Here is a 14,198-nt window from a genome sequence, read left to right on the forward strand (position 1 = left end):
ATCGGCCCGGAATTGCCACCTCCGGCGCTATATTGACTAGAACGTGTTCTACTCGCGGTGGAAGGGAGTCCCGATGGGACAGGTTCTCGACAGAATCGACGGCGTCGCCGAGGAGATTCGCGGGCAGGCCGTCCGGTCGGAGGCGGATTGCCGGCTCACCGACACCGCCGCAGCCCTCCTGCGCGACTCCGGCGCGATCCGGTTGCTGCAGCCCAAGCTCTACGGCGGCTACGAGGTGCACCCCCGCGAGTTCGCCGAGACCGTCATGGGCGTCGCCGCACTCGACGGGGCGAGCGGATGGGTCACCGGGATCGTCGGCGTGCACCCGTGGGAACTGGCGTTCGCCGACCCGCAGGTGCAGGAGGAGATCTGGGGCGAGGACAACGACACGTGGATGGCGTCGCCGTATGCGCCCATGGGTGTCGCGACACCGGTCGACGGCGGGTACGTCCTGACGGGACGGTGGTCGTTCTCGTCCGGAACCGACCACTGTCAGTGGGCCTTCCTCGGGGCGATGGTCGGCGACGGCGAGGGTGGCATCGCGGTGCCGCCGTCGTCGCTGCACGTGATTCTGCCGCGCACCGACTATCAGATCGTCGAGGACACGTGGGACGTCATCGGCCTGCGCGGAACGGGAAGCAAGGACCTGATCGTCGACGGTGCCTTCGTCCCGGGCTACCGGACGTTGAACGCGGCGAAGGTGATGGACGGACGTGCGCAGAAGGAGGCGGGCAGGCCGGAGCCGTTGTTCAACATGCCGTACTCGTGCATGTTCCCGCTCGGCATCACCGCCGCCGTCATCGGCATCACCGAGGGCGCGCTGGCCTGTCACATCGCGGTGCAGAAGGACCGCGTCGCCATCACGGGCCAGAAGATCAAGGAGGATCCCTACGTGCTCAGTGCGATAGGAGAGTCCGCCGCCGAGATCAATGCGTCGCGGGTCTCCCTCATCGAGACCGCCGACCGGTTCTACGACAAGGTCGACGCGGGCAAGGAGATCACGTTCGAGGAGCGGGCGATCGGACGCCGCACCCAGATCGCCGCGGCCTGGCGTGCGGTGCGTGCCGTGGACGAGATCTTCGCGCGCGCCGGCGGCGGCGCGCTGCACTACAAGACGCCGATGCAACGGTTCTGGCGGGACGCGCACGCCGGCCTGGCCCACGCGGTTCACGTTCCCGGACCCACCAACCACGCGAGCGCGCTCACCCAGCTCGGCGGCGAACCGCAGGGGATGATGCGCGCCATGATCTGAAAGCGCCGGGAGGCCGAGGCGCGCGCCCCGGCCTCCCGGCATCGGATCAGACTGCGGCTGCGGTGAATCCGGTCTCGAGGTCGGCGAGGATGTCGTCGATACCCTCGATGCCGACAGCCAGCCGGACCAGTCCGGGAGTCACACCGGCGGCGAGCTGCTCCTCCGGGGTGAGCTGCGAGTGCGTCGTCGACGCCGGGTGGATCACCAGCGAGCGCACGTCGCCGATGTTCGCGACGTGACTGTGCAGGGTGAGCGCGTTCACGAACTTCTTGCCGGCATCGACACCACCGGCCAGTTCGAACGTCACGATCGCACCCGGACCCTTCGGGGTGAGCTGCCGTGCGCGCTCGTGCCACTGCGAGGACGGCAGACCCGCGTACGCCACGGACGTGACCTCCGGGCGGGCCTCGAGGAACTCGGCCACCTTCTGGGCGTTGGCGACGTGCCGCTCCACGCGCAGGCTGAGGGTCTCGATGCCCTGCGCGATAAGGAATGCGTTGAACGGGGCGACCGCGGAACCCAGGTCGCGGAGCAACTGCACGCGAGCCTTCAGCGCGTAGGCCGGGGCGCCGAGGTCCGCGAAGACGACACCGTGGTAGCTCGGGTCCGGCGTGGTGAAGTTGCCGTGGCGGCCCTGGGTCCAGTCGAACGTGCCGCCGTCGACGATGACACCGGCGATCGCCGTGCCGTGACCGCCGAGGTACTTGGTGGCCGAGTGCACCACGATGTCGGCGCCGTGCTTCAACGGCTGCAGCAGGTACGGTGTGGCCACCGTGTTGTCGACGATCAGCGGGATCCCGTTGTCGTGGCCGACCTTCGAGATTCCCGGGATGTCCAGGATGTGGTTCTTCGGGTTGGCGATCGTCTCGCCGTAGAACGCCTTGGTGTTCGGGCGGACGGCGCTGCGCCACTGCTCGAGGTCGTCGGGGTCCTCCACGAACGACACCTCGATGCCGAGCTTGGGCAGCGTGTAGTGGAAGAGGTTGTAGGTGCCGCCGTACAGGTACGGGCTGGAGACGATGTGGTCGCCCGCCTCCGCGAGGTTCAGCACCGCAAAGGTTTCCGCGGCCTGCCCGGAGGACAGCAGCAGTGCGGCGACGCCGCCCTCGAGGGCGGCGATGCGCTGCTCGACCGCGTCCTGGGTGGGGTTCATGATGCGGGTGTAGATGTTGCCCGGCTCGGCCAGACCGAACAGCGCGGCAGCGTGATCGGTGCTGTCGAACGTGTACGAGGTGGTCTGGTAGATCGGCAGCGCCCGCGCCTTGGTGGTCGCGTCGGACGTCTGCCCGGCGTGGATCTGCTTGGTCTCGAACGACCAGTTGACGTTGGGATCGATGCTCTCGGTCACGAGTGGTGTGCTCCAGATTCGGTGAGGTGGATGTGGTGAATCAGTTTTCGCCGGTGAGTGTTTCGACCACGGTGCGGACCGGGGTCTGATTGCGGGTCAGGTCGAGGACGGGGCAGTGCGCATCCACCGCCTCCTGCAGTTCGAGGTAGCGTTCCCGCGATTCCGGGCCGGTCAGCGTCACGACGACCCGCACCTCGCCGAACCCGGCACGGACGGCGTCGTCGAAGCCGAAGAACCCGCGTACGTCGAGGTCACCCTCCGCCCGCGCCGAGATGTCGTCGACGCGGACACCGAGCTTCTCGGCCCAGAAGCGGTACGTGACCACCTGGCACGAGAGCAGCGACGCGAGGTAGTACTCCACGGGATTGGCCGCCGAATTGTCGCCGCCGAGCGCCGGAGGCTCGTCCACCTCGACGCTGTACTTGCCGAGCGTGACGGTGCTCCCGACGGCGTCGTGCGCCTGCGCGGAGGCGCGGAAGACGACGTGAGCGTTCGCGGAATCCTCGGACACGGCGTCGCGGCTGGCGCCGATGACCGACGCGAGATGCGAAACGGATGCAGTGGTCATGACAGTACGAATCCTTCGAAAACGAGGGTGTGCAGGAAGAACCCGGCGTGAAACGTCACGCCGGGACGGGTCCGATCAGGAGATCGGACACCTCGAGGTACACACCAGTGCGAAATCGACATGGCGACGCCGCGTCAGCAGCTCACCTGAGTCGATCACGCCGGATTCGGTCACGGATCAGACTGTAACCGCACGACACGCATTCCGACCAGTCCCATAGGAAATTCTGCTCACGGAGTAGGCAGCGCGCGGCACAGGGCGTCGAGAGTGGCCGAGAAACGCGCGGACGACGGCGTGCTGTAGCCGACGACGAGTCCGTCGGACCGGTCCGCGCGACCGTCGGGATGACGGAACGTGCGCAGACCCTCCACTGCGAGACCGAGGGACGCGGCCCGGTCGACGGTGGCCGCCTCGGTCCCGTCGGGAAGTTCGAGTACGGCGTGCAAACCGGCCGCGATGCCGGTGACGTGCACGTGTGGTGCACGGGCGGCGAGGGTTTCGACGAGGGTGTCGCGCCGGCGACGGTAGAGGGTGCGCATCCTGCGGACGTGCCGATCGAATGCGCCCCTCTCGATGAAGTCTGCCAGGGTGAGCTGGTCCGTCGAGCTGACCCATCTCTCGTATCCGCCCTTGACTGCCAGAACACGGTCGATCAGGCGTTCCGGCAGCACCATCCAGCCCACGCGGATCGCGGGGGAGAGAGTTTTGCTCACCGTGCCCAGATAGGCCACCTCGTCCGGGGCCAGACCCTGCAGCGCGCCGACGGGTTGGCGGTCGTACCGGAACTCCCCGTCGTAATCGTCCTCGATCACGATCGCGTCCGCCGCACGTGCCCATTCCACGAAAGCCGTTCTCCTGCCGGGATGGAGTGGCCCGCCGGTGGGGAATTGATGAGCCGGGGTGAGCAACGCCGCCGACAGTTGCCTGCCCGTCGCATCCGGGGGTTGCGCTCCGCGGTTGTCGAGGTGCAGGGGGACGGTGGACACGCCGGCATCGCCGAGCAGCTCGCGATGAAGGTGCAACCCATACCCTTCGACGGCGATCGGCCCCTTCACGGCGCGGGCGAGCAACCACAGTCCGTGCCCCGAGCTCGCACTGACCACGATGTGGTCGGGATCGGTGCGCACTCCTCGTGCCCGAGAAAGGTATTCGGCGAGAGCGTGACGGAGCTCGGGACGTCCCCGCGGATCACCCGGTCCGAACGCGTCGTTGGGTGCCGCGGTGAGCGCGCGGCGGGCCGACGCCGTCCAGGCGGCACGCGGAAATTCCCCGACGTCGGGAGAACCGGGCATCAGGCTCAACGCCGGTCGGGGCGCGGCGGTGGAGCGGGTGTGCGGACGCCGGGCCGGCTCGCCTGCCCGATCGGCGACCCGGGTCCCCGACCCCTGCCGGGCGGTGAGCCAGCCCTCGGCCACGAGTTCGGAGTACGCCTCGGCGACGGTGTTGCGGGCGATGCCGAGGTCGAGGGCCAGGGTGCGGGACGGCGGGAGGGTGGTGCCTGCGACGAGCCGTCCCGATCGAATCGACTCGCGCAGAGCGGAAACCAGGTTCGCGCGCACCCCCGGCGCCCGTCCGCCGCCGGACGCGGTGAGGTCGAGATGGAGGTCGCGGCCCAGACCCGAATTGGCCCAAGTTTCCATGCACGAATTGAACCATACAGATGGGCTATTTCGCGCTTACTGTTCTCGTATGACCACAACAGAGCGCAAGACCCGCGTCGACCTCGCCCGCAAGGCCCCCGCCGTCTACAAGGCGATGATCGCCCTCGACGCCGCGGCACGGCAGGGCCTCGACCCGGAGCTGGTCGAGCTGGTGCTCACCCGTTGCTCTCAGATCAATCACTGTGCGTGGTGCATCGACATGCACACCGCCGATGCCCGCAAGATCGGCATCAGCGAACAGAAGCTGTACCTGCTGGGCGCGTGGGAGGAGGCGCACGGGCTGTACACCGACAAGGAGCGTGCCGCGTTCGCGCTCGCCGAGGCGATCACCGTGCTGACCGACGGCTTCGTCCCCGACTCGGTGTACGAGGAGGCGGAGGAGTACTTCGAGGAGACGGAACTGGCGCAGCTCATCTCGCTGGTGCTCACGATCAACGCGTGGAATCGCATCGCCGTGAGCACGCGGAAGTCCCCGCGGGTGCGCTGATCCCGGGTAACGGACCCGCCGCCTCGCGCCCGCTGCACTGCCGCCCGCTCAGAAGTTTCCGCGGGCGGCTTGTTCGCGTTCGATGGCTTCGAAGAGGGCTTTGAAGTTGCCGATGCCGAAGCCGAGGGAGCCGTGGCGTTCGATGAGTTCGAAGAACACGGTGGGCCGGTCGACGAGGGGTTTGGTGAAGATCTGCAGCAGGTAGCCGTCCTCGTCGCGGTCGACGAGGATGCCGCGTTTCTGCAGTTCGGCGATCGGGGCGCGGACGTTGCCGATCCGGGCCCGCAGGTCGGGGTCCTCGTAGTAGGAGTCGGGGGTGGCCAGGAATTCGACGCCCTCGGCGGTCAGCTGGTCGACGGCGGTGAGGATGTCATTGGTGGCCAGCGCCAGGTGCTGGGCGCCGGGGCCGCGGTAGAAGTCGAGGTATTCGTCGATCTGCGACCGTTTCTTGGCGAGGGCGGGTTCGTTGAGGGGGAACTTGACCCGGTGGTTGCCGTTGGAGACGACCTTGGACATCAGGGCGGAGTAGTCGGTGGCGATGTCCTCGCCGACGAACTCGGCCATGTTCGTAAAGCCCATGACCCGGTTGTAGAAGTCGACCCAGTGGTCCATCTTGCCGAGTTCGACGTTGCCGACGACGTGGTCGAGGGCCTGGAACAGCCGCTTGGGGGCCCCGTCCCGTTTGGTGTGCGACGACGCCCGCTCGACGTAGCCGGGCAGGTAGGGGCCGGTGTAGTTGCTGCGGTCGACGAGGGTGTGGCGGGTGTCGCCGTAGGTGGCGATCGCGGCGAGGCGGACGGTGCCGTGCTCGTCGGTCACGTCGTGGGGTTCGTCGAGGACGGTGGCGCCCTGGGCGCGGGCGTGGGCGATGCACTTGTCGACGTCGGGGACGGCGAGGGCGATGTCGACGACGCCGTCGCCGTGGGTGCGGTGGTGCTCGATCAGGGGGCTGTCCGGGTTCACGGCGCCTTTGATGACGAAGCGGACGGCGCCGGATTCGAGGACGAAACTGTGGTGGTCGCGGTTGCCGGTGGTGGGTCCGGAGTAGGCGACCAGGGTCATCCCGAACGCGGACTGGAAGTAGTGGGCGGTCTGGGTGGCGTTGCCGACCACCCAGACGACGGCGTCCCAGCCGCTGACCGGGAACGGGTCGCGGGTGCCGTCGTACTCGACGAGCCCGACCAGTTGCTCGAGCTGGCCGAGGTCGAGACCTGCCAGGCGTTCCTTGTCGGTGAGAGTCTGCTCGATCGTCATGATGGTGCCTTTCCTTGCAAGGGTTTTCGGATACCGGGGATGTGCGTGCGACTGCGCACCGGGGGAGTGGCGAATGCCTGACACAGAGGTAACCGGGCCCCGATCCGGTCGTCAACCGACACCCGGACAACTAGCCGCATCGACGGATGCGGGCGGTCGCGCACTGGCTTTCCTATACAATCTGAATACTTCAATGGGGCAATAGAAATGGACTGCGATGGTTGCGCGGAGTGAGATCGGCGTCGGAGTGCTCGCCCGTGCGGTGGCGATCCTCGACGTCGTCGAGTCGAGCCCGATGGGCGCGAGCGACCTCGCCCGTGAACTCGACCTGTCCCTCTCGACCACGTACCGGCTGGCGACCGACATGGTCAAGCACGGCCTCCTGCGCAAGGATCAGGAAGGCCGTTTCTATCTGGGGCAGCGATTCGTCACCACGGCGTTGAGCGACCTCGCGATCCCGGCGCTGCGGGAATTGAGTGAAACGACAGGGGAATCCGCGCAGTTGTGGGTTCGCCGGGGCGAGTCCCGTCTCTGCGCCGCGAGCGTCGATTCCCAGCACGAACTGCGGGTGGCACTGCCCGTCGGAACGTTGGTCCCGCTACCGCAGGGGTCGAGCGGCCACGTGCTGTCCGGAGACTGGGAGGCCGACCCCGAAGCCGTGAAATCGGGTTGGTGGGTGTCGGTTTCGGAACGGACACCGGGATCCGCGTCCATCAGTGCGCCGGTCCGCAGGCACGGCGAGATCGTGGCCGCCGTCTGCGTGTCGGGTCCCGAGGGGCGGATGGGTAAGAACCTGGGTGCGTCGATGGGCCGCGCGGTCGTCGCTGCCGCGCGGCAGATCGAGAAATCCGTCCCGGGCGACTGAGTCGCTCAGGCGATGTCGAACGTGGTGACGTCCGCCGACCGATGTTGCTGCGCCAGTTGACGGTAGACCGCGGCGTTGACGGCGTTGTGGGCCACCTCGTCGTCGGTCAGTTCGCGACGCACCTTCGCGGGCACGCCGGCGACGAGTGAGCGCGGCGGAATTCGCGTGCCCTCGAGTACCAGCGCGCCGGCCGCGACCAGCGACTGCTCGCCGATCACCGCTCCGTTGAGGACGGTGGCCCCCATGCCCACGAGGGCGCCGTCTCCCACGGTGCAGCCGTGCAGGACGGCGTTGTGCCCCACACTGACGTCCCGGCCGACGACGACGGGGAAGCCCGGGTCGACGTGAACGGCCACACCGTCCTGAATGTTGCTGCCCTCGCCGAGGGTGATGGAATCGCAATCGGCACGCAGCACCGCGCCGTACCAGACGCTGGTCTCCGCGCCGAGTGTTGCGGCGCCGATCACCGCGGCGGTCGGCGCGACCCACGTGGTCTTCTCCGCGCGCGGCGAACGTCCATCGATCGCAACGACGTGTGGTTCTCTCACCGTGTTCTCCTCCTGTCGAGCAGCAAATTCCTGCTGCATTTCGCAGCGTCCCGACGTCCATTGTCGTGTGGCGCGGACTCCGGGCATTGCCAATTGTGACTGCTACCACTACCGTCATTCTTATCAAACGGGAATCTAACTGCCAAATAATGAGAATCAGCAGGTAGGAACCCAGTCGTCATCCAGTACAGATCGACGAGGGAGAACTCTCACATGCAGGTCCCAGAGAACGGCCCACTGCACGGCATCCGTGTGCTGGAACTCGGCAACTTCATCGCAGCCCCCATGGCGAGCCGCATCTTCGCCGACTTCGGCGCCGAGGTCGTCAAGATCGAGCGACCGGGCGTCGGCGACGAACTGCGGGGCTGGCGTCGCCGCCGCGGCGCGACGTCGATGATGTTCCGCACGATCGCGCGCAACAAGCGGTCCGTCACCCTCGACCTCCGGACCGACGAGGGCCGCGCGATCATTCTCGACCTCGCCGCGAAGTCGGATGTCGTCATCGAGAACTTCCGTCCCGGGACGCTCGAGCGGTGGGGAATCGGGCCCGACCAGCTGACGGCCGCCAACCCCGACATCGTGCTGGTCCGGATCTCCGGCTACGGGCAGACGGGCCCGTACCGGGAGCGCACCGGCTTCGGCGGCGTCGCCGAGGCCTTCGGTGGACTGCGGCACGTCACCGGCTATCCGGACCGTCAATCGGTCCGGGCGGCCGCCCCCATCGCCGACACGCTCGCCGGACTGCACGGCGCGATCGGCGCCCTGATGATGTTGCTGGCCAAGGCAAGGCAGGGCGATCACTCGACCCCGCGCGTCGCGGACGTGGCCCTCTACGAATCGGTGTTCATGGCGATGGAATCCCTCGTCCCCGACTACGACGCGTACGGCATGGTCCGAGAACGGACCGCGGGCAACCTGCCCGGCGTGGTGCCCAGCGGCGTCTATCCATGCGACGGTGGATCCGTCATCATCGCCGGCAACTCGAGTGGCGTGTTCGGCCGGTTGATGCAGGCCGTGGGGCGCGGCGATCTGGCCGACGATCCCGAGCTCGCCGACGGTGATCAGCGATTCCGTCGGGAAGCCGAACTCGACGAGGCCATCTCGTCGTGGACGTCGGTGCGTCGCCCCCGCGACGTCGTCGCCGAACTCGGTGCCGCCGGTGTGCCCGTGGGCGAGGTGTACGACGCCGTGCAGATCGCCGACGACGAGCACTACAACGCCCGCGGCATGCTGCAGAGCCTGAAGGTGTCCGTCGACGGGGAACCCGAAGAGGTGCGCTTCCCCGGAGTGGTCCCGCAGCTCGACGGCGAACCCACGCAGATCCGCTGGGCCGGCCCCGAGCTGGGTGAGCACACCGACGAGATCCTCGGCGGATTGCTGAATCTGTCGGATGATCAGCTCGACGACTACCGCGCCCGCAACGTCATCTGAACCGGAGGAAAGTGAAATGTCAGTCACCATAACGGATGTCGTGCTGCGAGACGGACTGCAGGACGAGGATGTCGTCGTCTCCACCGACCACAAGATCGCCGTCGCGGACGCCCTCGTCGCCGCCGGTGTGAAGCACATCGAAGCGGCATCGTTCGTCTCACCCACGCGTGTCCCGCAGATGGCGGACGCCGACGACGTCATCGCCCGGCTGCCCCGCACCGACCCGTCCGTCACGTACAGCGCTCTGGCACTCAACCCGCGCGGGGTGCACCGTGCGATCGCGACCGGCATCGACGAGATCCAGGTCGTGACGTCCGCCAGTGCCGGGCACAGCACGGCGAACACGGGCCGGAACCCGGACGAGGCGCTGCACGGACTTGCCGAGGCATTGCAGAAGTACCCGGACCGGAGTTTCCTCGGAGGTGTGTCGACCGCGTTCGTCTGTCCGTTCGAGGGCATCATCGCCCCCGCCACACTGGTACGGGTGGCCAGCGCGATGGCCGCAATGGGTGTGCGCCGGCTCGGGCTGGCCGACACACTGGGGACGGCCACCACCGAGCAGGTGCTCGCATCGGCCGGGGCGGTACGCGACGCCCTCCCCGACATCGAACTGAGCCTGCACCTCCACAACGCGCACGGTCAGGCCCTGGGCACCGTGATCGCCGCCCACCGGCAGCTCGGCATCACGCACTTCGACAGTGCCATCGGCGGGTACGGCGGCTGCCCGTTCGCGCCCGGCGCCCACGGCAACCTCGCCACCGAGGAACTGGTCGCGCACCTGCACGCGCACGACATCGACACGGGGATCGATCAGCAGGCCCTCGGCCTCGCCGTCGACACCGTGAAACACGCTCTGGCCCAAGCTCGGCCCCTCACCGCAGTGTGATCTGCGAACTCACCTCGAAAGGCCGACCATGGTCTACACAATCTCCATCGTCGCTCTGATCGCGATCTTCACAGTGGCGACCCTCACCCCGATCAACATGGGCATCCTCGCGTTCGCCGGAGCGTTCGTCATCGGCGGCTGGGTGTCCGGGATCCCGGTCGAGGACATCATCGACGCCTTCCCCGGCAGCACGTTCATCATCGTCGGCGGCATCACGCTGCTGTTCGCCATAGCCAAGACGAACGGGACCATCGACCTCGTCATCGAGGCCTCGCTCCGACTCGTGGGCGGCAGGCGGTGGGCGATCCTGTGGATGATGTTCCTGCTGTCCGGACTGCTGATGGCCCTCGGGTCCGTCCTCGCGGTCGGGATGCTCGCCCCCATCGCGATGCCTCTCGCGGCCAAGAACAAGATCAACCCGTTCCTGATGGGCATGGTCATCAGCCACGGTGCCCTGGCCTGCGCGTTCTCACCCATCAATCTCTACGGCGCATTCATCAACGGGCTGATGGACTCGACCGGCGTCGGATCGAATCCCCTGGTCCTGTTCGCTCTGCCGTTCGTCCTCAACCTGGCCATCGCGATCGTGCTGTTCCTGATCTACGGCCTCGACCTGATCGGTCGCCGCACTCCCCGCCCCCTCGAGGAGACGCCCGACGGCGGAGGATTCGGCGGTTCCTCGCGCCGGCCGTCCGGGGGCGTGGCGTCGGGCAACGGCCCGGGCGGGAACACCGCGACCCTCACCGATCGCGAGGTCATCGAGGAGGCGCTGATCCACGAAGGCGTGAAGCCGGTGAAGATGAATCGGTACCGGTTCGCGACGCTCGCCGGCATCGGCTTTCTCGTCGTCGGGTCGGTCGCGTTCGGAATCGACGTCGGCGTCAGCTCGATCTGCATCAGTGCGGTGCTGCTGCTGATGGCGCCCAAGTCACACCCCAAGGTCATCGACAACGTGGCATGGCCGGCCGTGGTGCTCGTGTGCGGGATGCTCACCTACATGGCGGTCATGACGCAGAACGGCACGCTCGACTTCCTCGGCGATGCGGCGTCGGCTCTCGGATCGCCGTTGCTGACCGCGTTGATCCTCTGCTACGCGGTTGCGATCATCTCCGCGTTCGGATCGTCGATCGGTACCCTCGGCATCGCGTTGCCCCTCGCCGCGCCGATGCTCGCGATGGGAGAGGTCGGCGCCGTGGGATTCGTCGCGGCCCTGGCATTCTCCGCGACGGTGGTCGACGTCAGCCCGTTCTCGACGAACGGCGTGATGGTGCTCGCCAACGCGCAGGTCGAGGACAAGGGCCGTTTCCAGCGCAAGATGCTCGCCTACTGCGGTCTGATCGTGCTGTCGGCCCCGATGTTCGTCTGGGCACTGGTTGTCGTGCCCACGTCCGTCTAGGTCCGACCGGCCGTGCCGGTCACCGTTTTCCCTCGGTGACCGGCACGTCTCACAGTGTGGGAGCGGGCAACGTGAACTTTGTGAACTTTAAGCTTCATGTAATGGACTGTTGTCCAATAGTTTTCGATTCAACTGGGTGAAAAGTGCTGTCACCGTGACACATGCCACAAGACCCCGTCCGTTTCGGGCGTTTCGTCGTTCTCCGCCCGTAAGGTGTCGTCATGTCGATCCTCGAGAACGAGAAAGCACCCCCATCCGGTGCACCCGCCCCCGGACCGACCCTCGGCGAAAGGTTGCGAGATAACGCGCGATACGACCTACCCGCGTCGCTCGTCGTCTTCCTCGTCGCACTACCACTGTCGCTCGGTATCGCGATCGCGTCCGACGCCCCGATCATGGCGGGGCTCATCGCGGCGATCGTCGGCGGTGTGGTGGCGGGTTCCATCGGTGGCTCACCACTCCAGGTCAGCGGTCCTGCTGCCGGATTGACCGTGGTGGTAGCAGAATTGGTCGCCACATTCGGCTGGAAGGCCACGTGCGCGATCACCGTCGCGGCCGGATTCCTCCAAATCATCTTCGGGCTCAGTAGAATTGCCCGTGCAGCCCTAGCCATCGCGCCGGTCGTGGTCCACGCCATGCTGGCCGGTATCGGAATCACGATCGCCCTCCAGCAGATTCACGTCCTACTCGGTGGCAGCTCGCACAGCTCGACCGTCGAGAACATCACTCAGCTCCCCGGCCAGCTGACGTCCGCCCGCTACGGCGACGTCCTCGTGGGATCGGTGGTCATCGCCGTCCTACTGTTCTGGAAGAAGATCCCCGGCAAGCTGCAGGTGCTCCCCGGCCCGCTGGTCGCCGTCGTCGTCGCCACCGTTCTGTCCCTTGTCCTCCCACTCGACATCGATCGAATCACGTTGGACGGCTCCCTGTTCGACGCCGTGGCACTGCCTTCGATGCCGGACGGCCCGTGGCTCGCAGTGGCCACCGGTGTACTCACCGTCGCGCTGATCGCGAGCGTCGAGAGCCTGTTGTCCGCGGTCTCCGTCGACAAGATGCACGGCGGAACGCGTTCGGAGTTCAACCGTGAACTCGTCGGTCAGGGCTCGGCCAACATGCTCTCGGGTCTCATCGGCGGCCTGCCGGTCACCGGTGTGATCGTGCGCAGTTCCACCAACGTGGCCGCCGGGGCGCGCACCCGGGCGTCCGCCGTGCTGCACGGCGTGTGGATCCTCGTCTTCGCCGCGCTGCTCACCGGACTCGTCGAGCAGATCCCGATGGCAGCCCTGGCCGGCCTCCTGATCGTGATCGGCATCCAGCTCGTCAAGATGGCTCATCTGCGGACGGCCCGGCGCACCGGCGACCTGTGGGTGTACGGCGTGACCGTGGCCGGCGTGGTCTTCCTGAACCTGCTCGAGGGCGTGATCATCGGCCTCGCACTCGCGGTGGTCCTGCTGTTGTGGCGGGTCATCCACCCCAAGATGCGGGCCGAACCCGTCGGCTCCGAGGATTCCGGGCGGTGGCGCGTGACCGTCGAGGGGTCGTGCAGCTTCCTGTCCATGCCGGCGTTGACGGGGATCCTCGCGAAGGTGCCCGAGGGCGCGCACGTCACCGTGGAACTGGCGGTCGACTTCCTCGACCACGCCATGTTCGAGGCGATCGACGACTGGAAGCGTCACCACGAGCGGAACGGCGGAACGGTCGTGATCGACGCGCTCGGTCCCGTCGACATGGACGCCGTCGGCGCGTCGCCGCCCCGGCGCGGCATCGGCGTGGTGAGCCCCCGCGGGTTCGCCCCGTGGAAGAGCTGGCAGCCGCGGCACACCGACACCGAGAACTCCACCACCACACCGGCGGCACTCCGGCCGGTCCTCGCGGGAGTGTCGGAATATCACCGGCGGAACGCGGCTCAGCTGCAACCGCACCTCGACGAACTGCGGGACGGGCAGCGCCCCGACTCGTTGTTCCTCACCTGCTCCGATTCACGCATCGTGCCGAACGTGATCACCAGCAGCGGTCCGGGCGACCTGTTCACGGTGCGCAACGTGGGCAACCTCGTCCCGACCGGAAAGCAGGACGTCTCCGTCGAGGCCGGACTGGCCTTCGCCCTCGACGAACTCGAGGTCAGCTCGGTGATCGTGTGCGGCCACTCCGGCTGCGGCGCGATGAAGGCCGTGCTCGCGAGTGCACCGACCGAGACCGACGGGTCCGATCGCGACGCCGTCGAACAGTGGCTGACGTTCGCGCAGCCGAGCCGGAACGCGTTTCTCAGCGGTCATCCGGTGGCACGGGCAGCGGCCGAACTCGGATTCGACGAGGTCGATCAGCTGGGCATGGTGAACGTGGCGGTCCAGGTGCAAACGCTCGGGCGCCATCCCCTCGTCGGCGCGGCGGCGGCCGAGGGTCGAGTACGCGTCGCGGGAATGTTCTTCGACATTCCGTCCGCGCGCGTACTCGAGATCACCTCGACCGGTGTGTCCTACCTGGACCACGTCCCCACATGAG

At 67.3% G+C, this 14,198-nt stretch carries 12 protein-coding genes; 7 read left to right on the forward strand and 5 right to left on the reverse strand.

Annotated elements, in window-relative coordinates:
- Positions 1-73: 73 nt before the first annotated feature.
- Positions 74-1,252: an acyl-CoA dehydrogenase family protein gene (locus QM693_RS04560; RefSeq protein ID WP_105414235.1), complete on the forward strand. Its 1,179-nt coding sequence runs from the start codon at positions 74-76 to the stop codon at positions 1,250-1,252.
- 46 nt (positions 1,253-1,298) lie between these two features.
- Here QM693_RS04560 and QM693_RS04565 read toward each other — a convergent pair whose 3' ends face one another.
- The 3 genes from QM693_RS04565 to pdxR form a co-directional block, all read right to left on the reverse strand.
- On the reverse strand, positions 1,299-2,600 hold the full coding sequence (locus QM693_RS04565) for a bifunctional o-acetylhomoserine/o-acetylserine sulfhydrylase (protein WP_283351554.1): 1,302 nt from the start codon (positions 2,598-2,600) through the stop codon (positions 1,299-1,301).
- Between the two features lie 40 nt (positions 2,601-2,640).
- On the reverse strand, positions 2,641-3,168 hold the full coding sequence (locus QM693_RS04570; protein ID WP_283351555.1) for an OsmC family protein: 528 nt from the start codon (positions 3,166-3,168) through the stop codon (positions 2,641-2,643).
- Between the two features lie 230 nt (positions 3,169-3,398).
- Positions 3,399-4,808 (reverse strand): MocR-like pyridoxine biosynthesis transcription factor PdxR, encoded by a 1,410-nt coding sequence (pdxR, locus tag QM693_RS04575; protein ID WP_283351556.1) that lies wholly within the window; start codon positions 4,806-4,808, stop codon positions 3,399-3,401.
- Between the two features lie 49 nt (positions 4,809-4,857).
- Here pdxR and QM693_RS04580 point away from each other — a divergent pair, with 49 nt between their 5' ends.
- Positions 4,858-5,316 (forward strand): carboxymuconolactone decarboxylase family protein, encoded by a 459-nt coding sequence (locus tag QM693_RS04580; RefSeq protein ID WP_005260497.1) that lies wholly within the window; start codon positions 4,858-4,860, stop codon positions 5,314-5,316.
- Positions 5,317-5,364: 48 nt separating this feature from the next.
- Here QM693_RS04580 and hppD read toward each other — a convergent pair whose 3' ends face one another.
- Entirely contained in the window at positions 5,365-6,570 is a 1,206-nt protein-coding gene (gene hppD / locus QM693_RS04585; protein ID WP_280779618.1) for a 4-hydroxyphenylpyruvate dioxygenase, read from the reverse strand.
- A 217-nt stretch (positions 6,571-6,787) separates the two neighbouring features.
- On the opposite strand from hppD, the gene QM693_RS04590 reads away from it, so the two are divergent.
- Entirely contained in the window at positions 6,788-7,435 is a 648-nt protein-coding gene (locus tag QM693_RS04590) for an IclR family transcriptional regulator (RefSeq protein ID WP_009478110.1), read from the forward strand.
- Between the two features lie 5 nt (positions 7,436-7,440).
- On the opposite strand, the gene QM693_RS04595 is transcribed toward QM693_RS04590, so the two are convergent.
- A complete protein-coding gene (locus QM693_RS04595; RefSeq protein WP_283351557.1) occupies positions 7,441-7,983 on the reverse strand; it encodes a gamma carbonic anhydrase family protein in 543 nt (180 codons plus the stop codon).
- A 213-nt stretch (positions 7,984-8,196) separates the two neighbouring features.
- Here QM693_RS04595 and QM693_RS04600 point away from each other — a divergent pair, with 213 nt between their 5' ends.
- From QM693_RS04600 to QM693_RS04615, 4 genes are all read left to right on the forward strand, one after another.
- Positions 8,197-9,414: a CaiB/BaiF CoA transferase family protein gene (locus tag QM693_RS04600; protein ID WP_283351558.1), complete on the forward strand. Its 1,218-nt coding sequence runs from the start codon at positions 8,197-8,199 to the stop codon at positions 9,412-9,414.
- A 16-nt stretch (positions 9,415-9,430) separates the two neighbouring features.
- Entirely contained in the window at positions 9,431-10,300 is an 870-nt protein-coding gene (locus QM693_RS04605) for a hydroxymethylglutaryl-CoA lyase (protein WP_005561919.1), read from the forward strand.
- 28 nt (positions 10,301-10,328) lie between these two features.
- Complete coding sequence (locus QM693_RS04610; protein ID WP_283351559.1) at positions 10,329-11,696, forward strand: SLC13 family permease; 1,368 nt, start codon at positions 10,329-10,331, stop codon at positions 11,694-11,696.
- Positions 11,697-11,917: 221 nt separating this feature from the next.
- Positions 11,918-14,197 carry a SulP family inorganic anion transporter gene (locus tag QM693_RS04615; protein WP_283351560.1) on the forward strand — a complete coding sequence of 760 codons (2,280 nt, stop codon included), beginning with the start codon at positions 11,918-11,920 and terminating at the stop codon, positions 14,195-14,197.
- The last annotated feature ends 1 nt before the right edge of the window (position 14,198 follow it).

The sequence above is a fragment of the Rhodococcus sp. IEGM 1305 genome, assembly GCF_030058635.1.
Taxonomy (GTDB): Bacteria; Actinomycetota; Actinomycetes; order Mycobacteriales; family Mycobacteriaceae; genus Rhodococcus_F; species Rhodococcus_F opacus_D.

Bases quoted from the DNA above. Each gene is read 5' to 3' on its own strand.
- QM693_RS04560 (WP_105414235.1), top strand. From the start codon at position 74: ATGGGACAGGTTCTCGACAGAATCGACGGCGTCGCCGAGGAGATTCGC.
- QM693_RS04570 (WP_283351555.1), bottom strand. From the start codon at position 3,168: ATGACCACTGCATCCGTTTCGCATCTCGCGTCGGTCATCGGCGCCAGC.
- pdxR (WP_283351556.1), bottom strand. From the start codon at position 4,808: ATGGAAACTTGGGCCAATTCGGGTCTGGGCCGCGACCTCCATCTCGAC.
- QM693_RS04580 (WP_005260497.1), top strand. From the start codon at position 4,858: ATGACCACAACAGAGCGCAAGACCCGCGTCGACCTCGCCCGCAAGGCC.
- hppD (WP_280779618.1), bottom strand. From the start codon at position 6,570: ATGACGATCGAGCAGACTCTCACCGACAAGGAACGCCTGGCAGGTCTC.
- QM693_RS04590 (WP_009478110.1), top strand. From the start codon at position 6,788: ATGGTTGCGCGGAGTGAGATCGGCGTCGGAGTGCTCGCCCGTGCGGTG.
- QM693_RS04600 (WP_283351558.1), top strand. From the start codon at position 8,197: ATGCAGGTCCCAGAGAACGGCCCACTGCACGGCATCCGTGTGCTGGAA.
- QM693_RS04605 (WP_005561919.1), top strand. From the start codon at position 9,431: ATGTCAGTCACCATAACGGATGTCGTGCTGCGAGACGGACTGCAGGAC.
- QM693_RS04610 (WP_283351559.1), top strand. From the start codon at position 10,329: ATGGTCTACACAATCTCCATCGTCGCTCTGATCGCGATCTTCACAGTG.
- QM693_RS04615 (WP_283351560.1), top strand. From the start codon at position 11,918: ATGTCGATCCTCGAGAACGAGAAAGCACCCCCATCCGGTGCACCCGCC.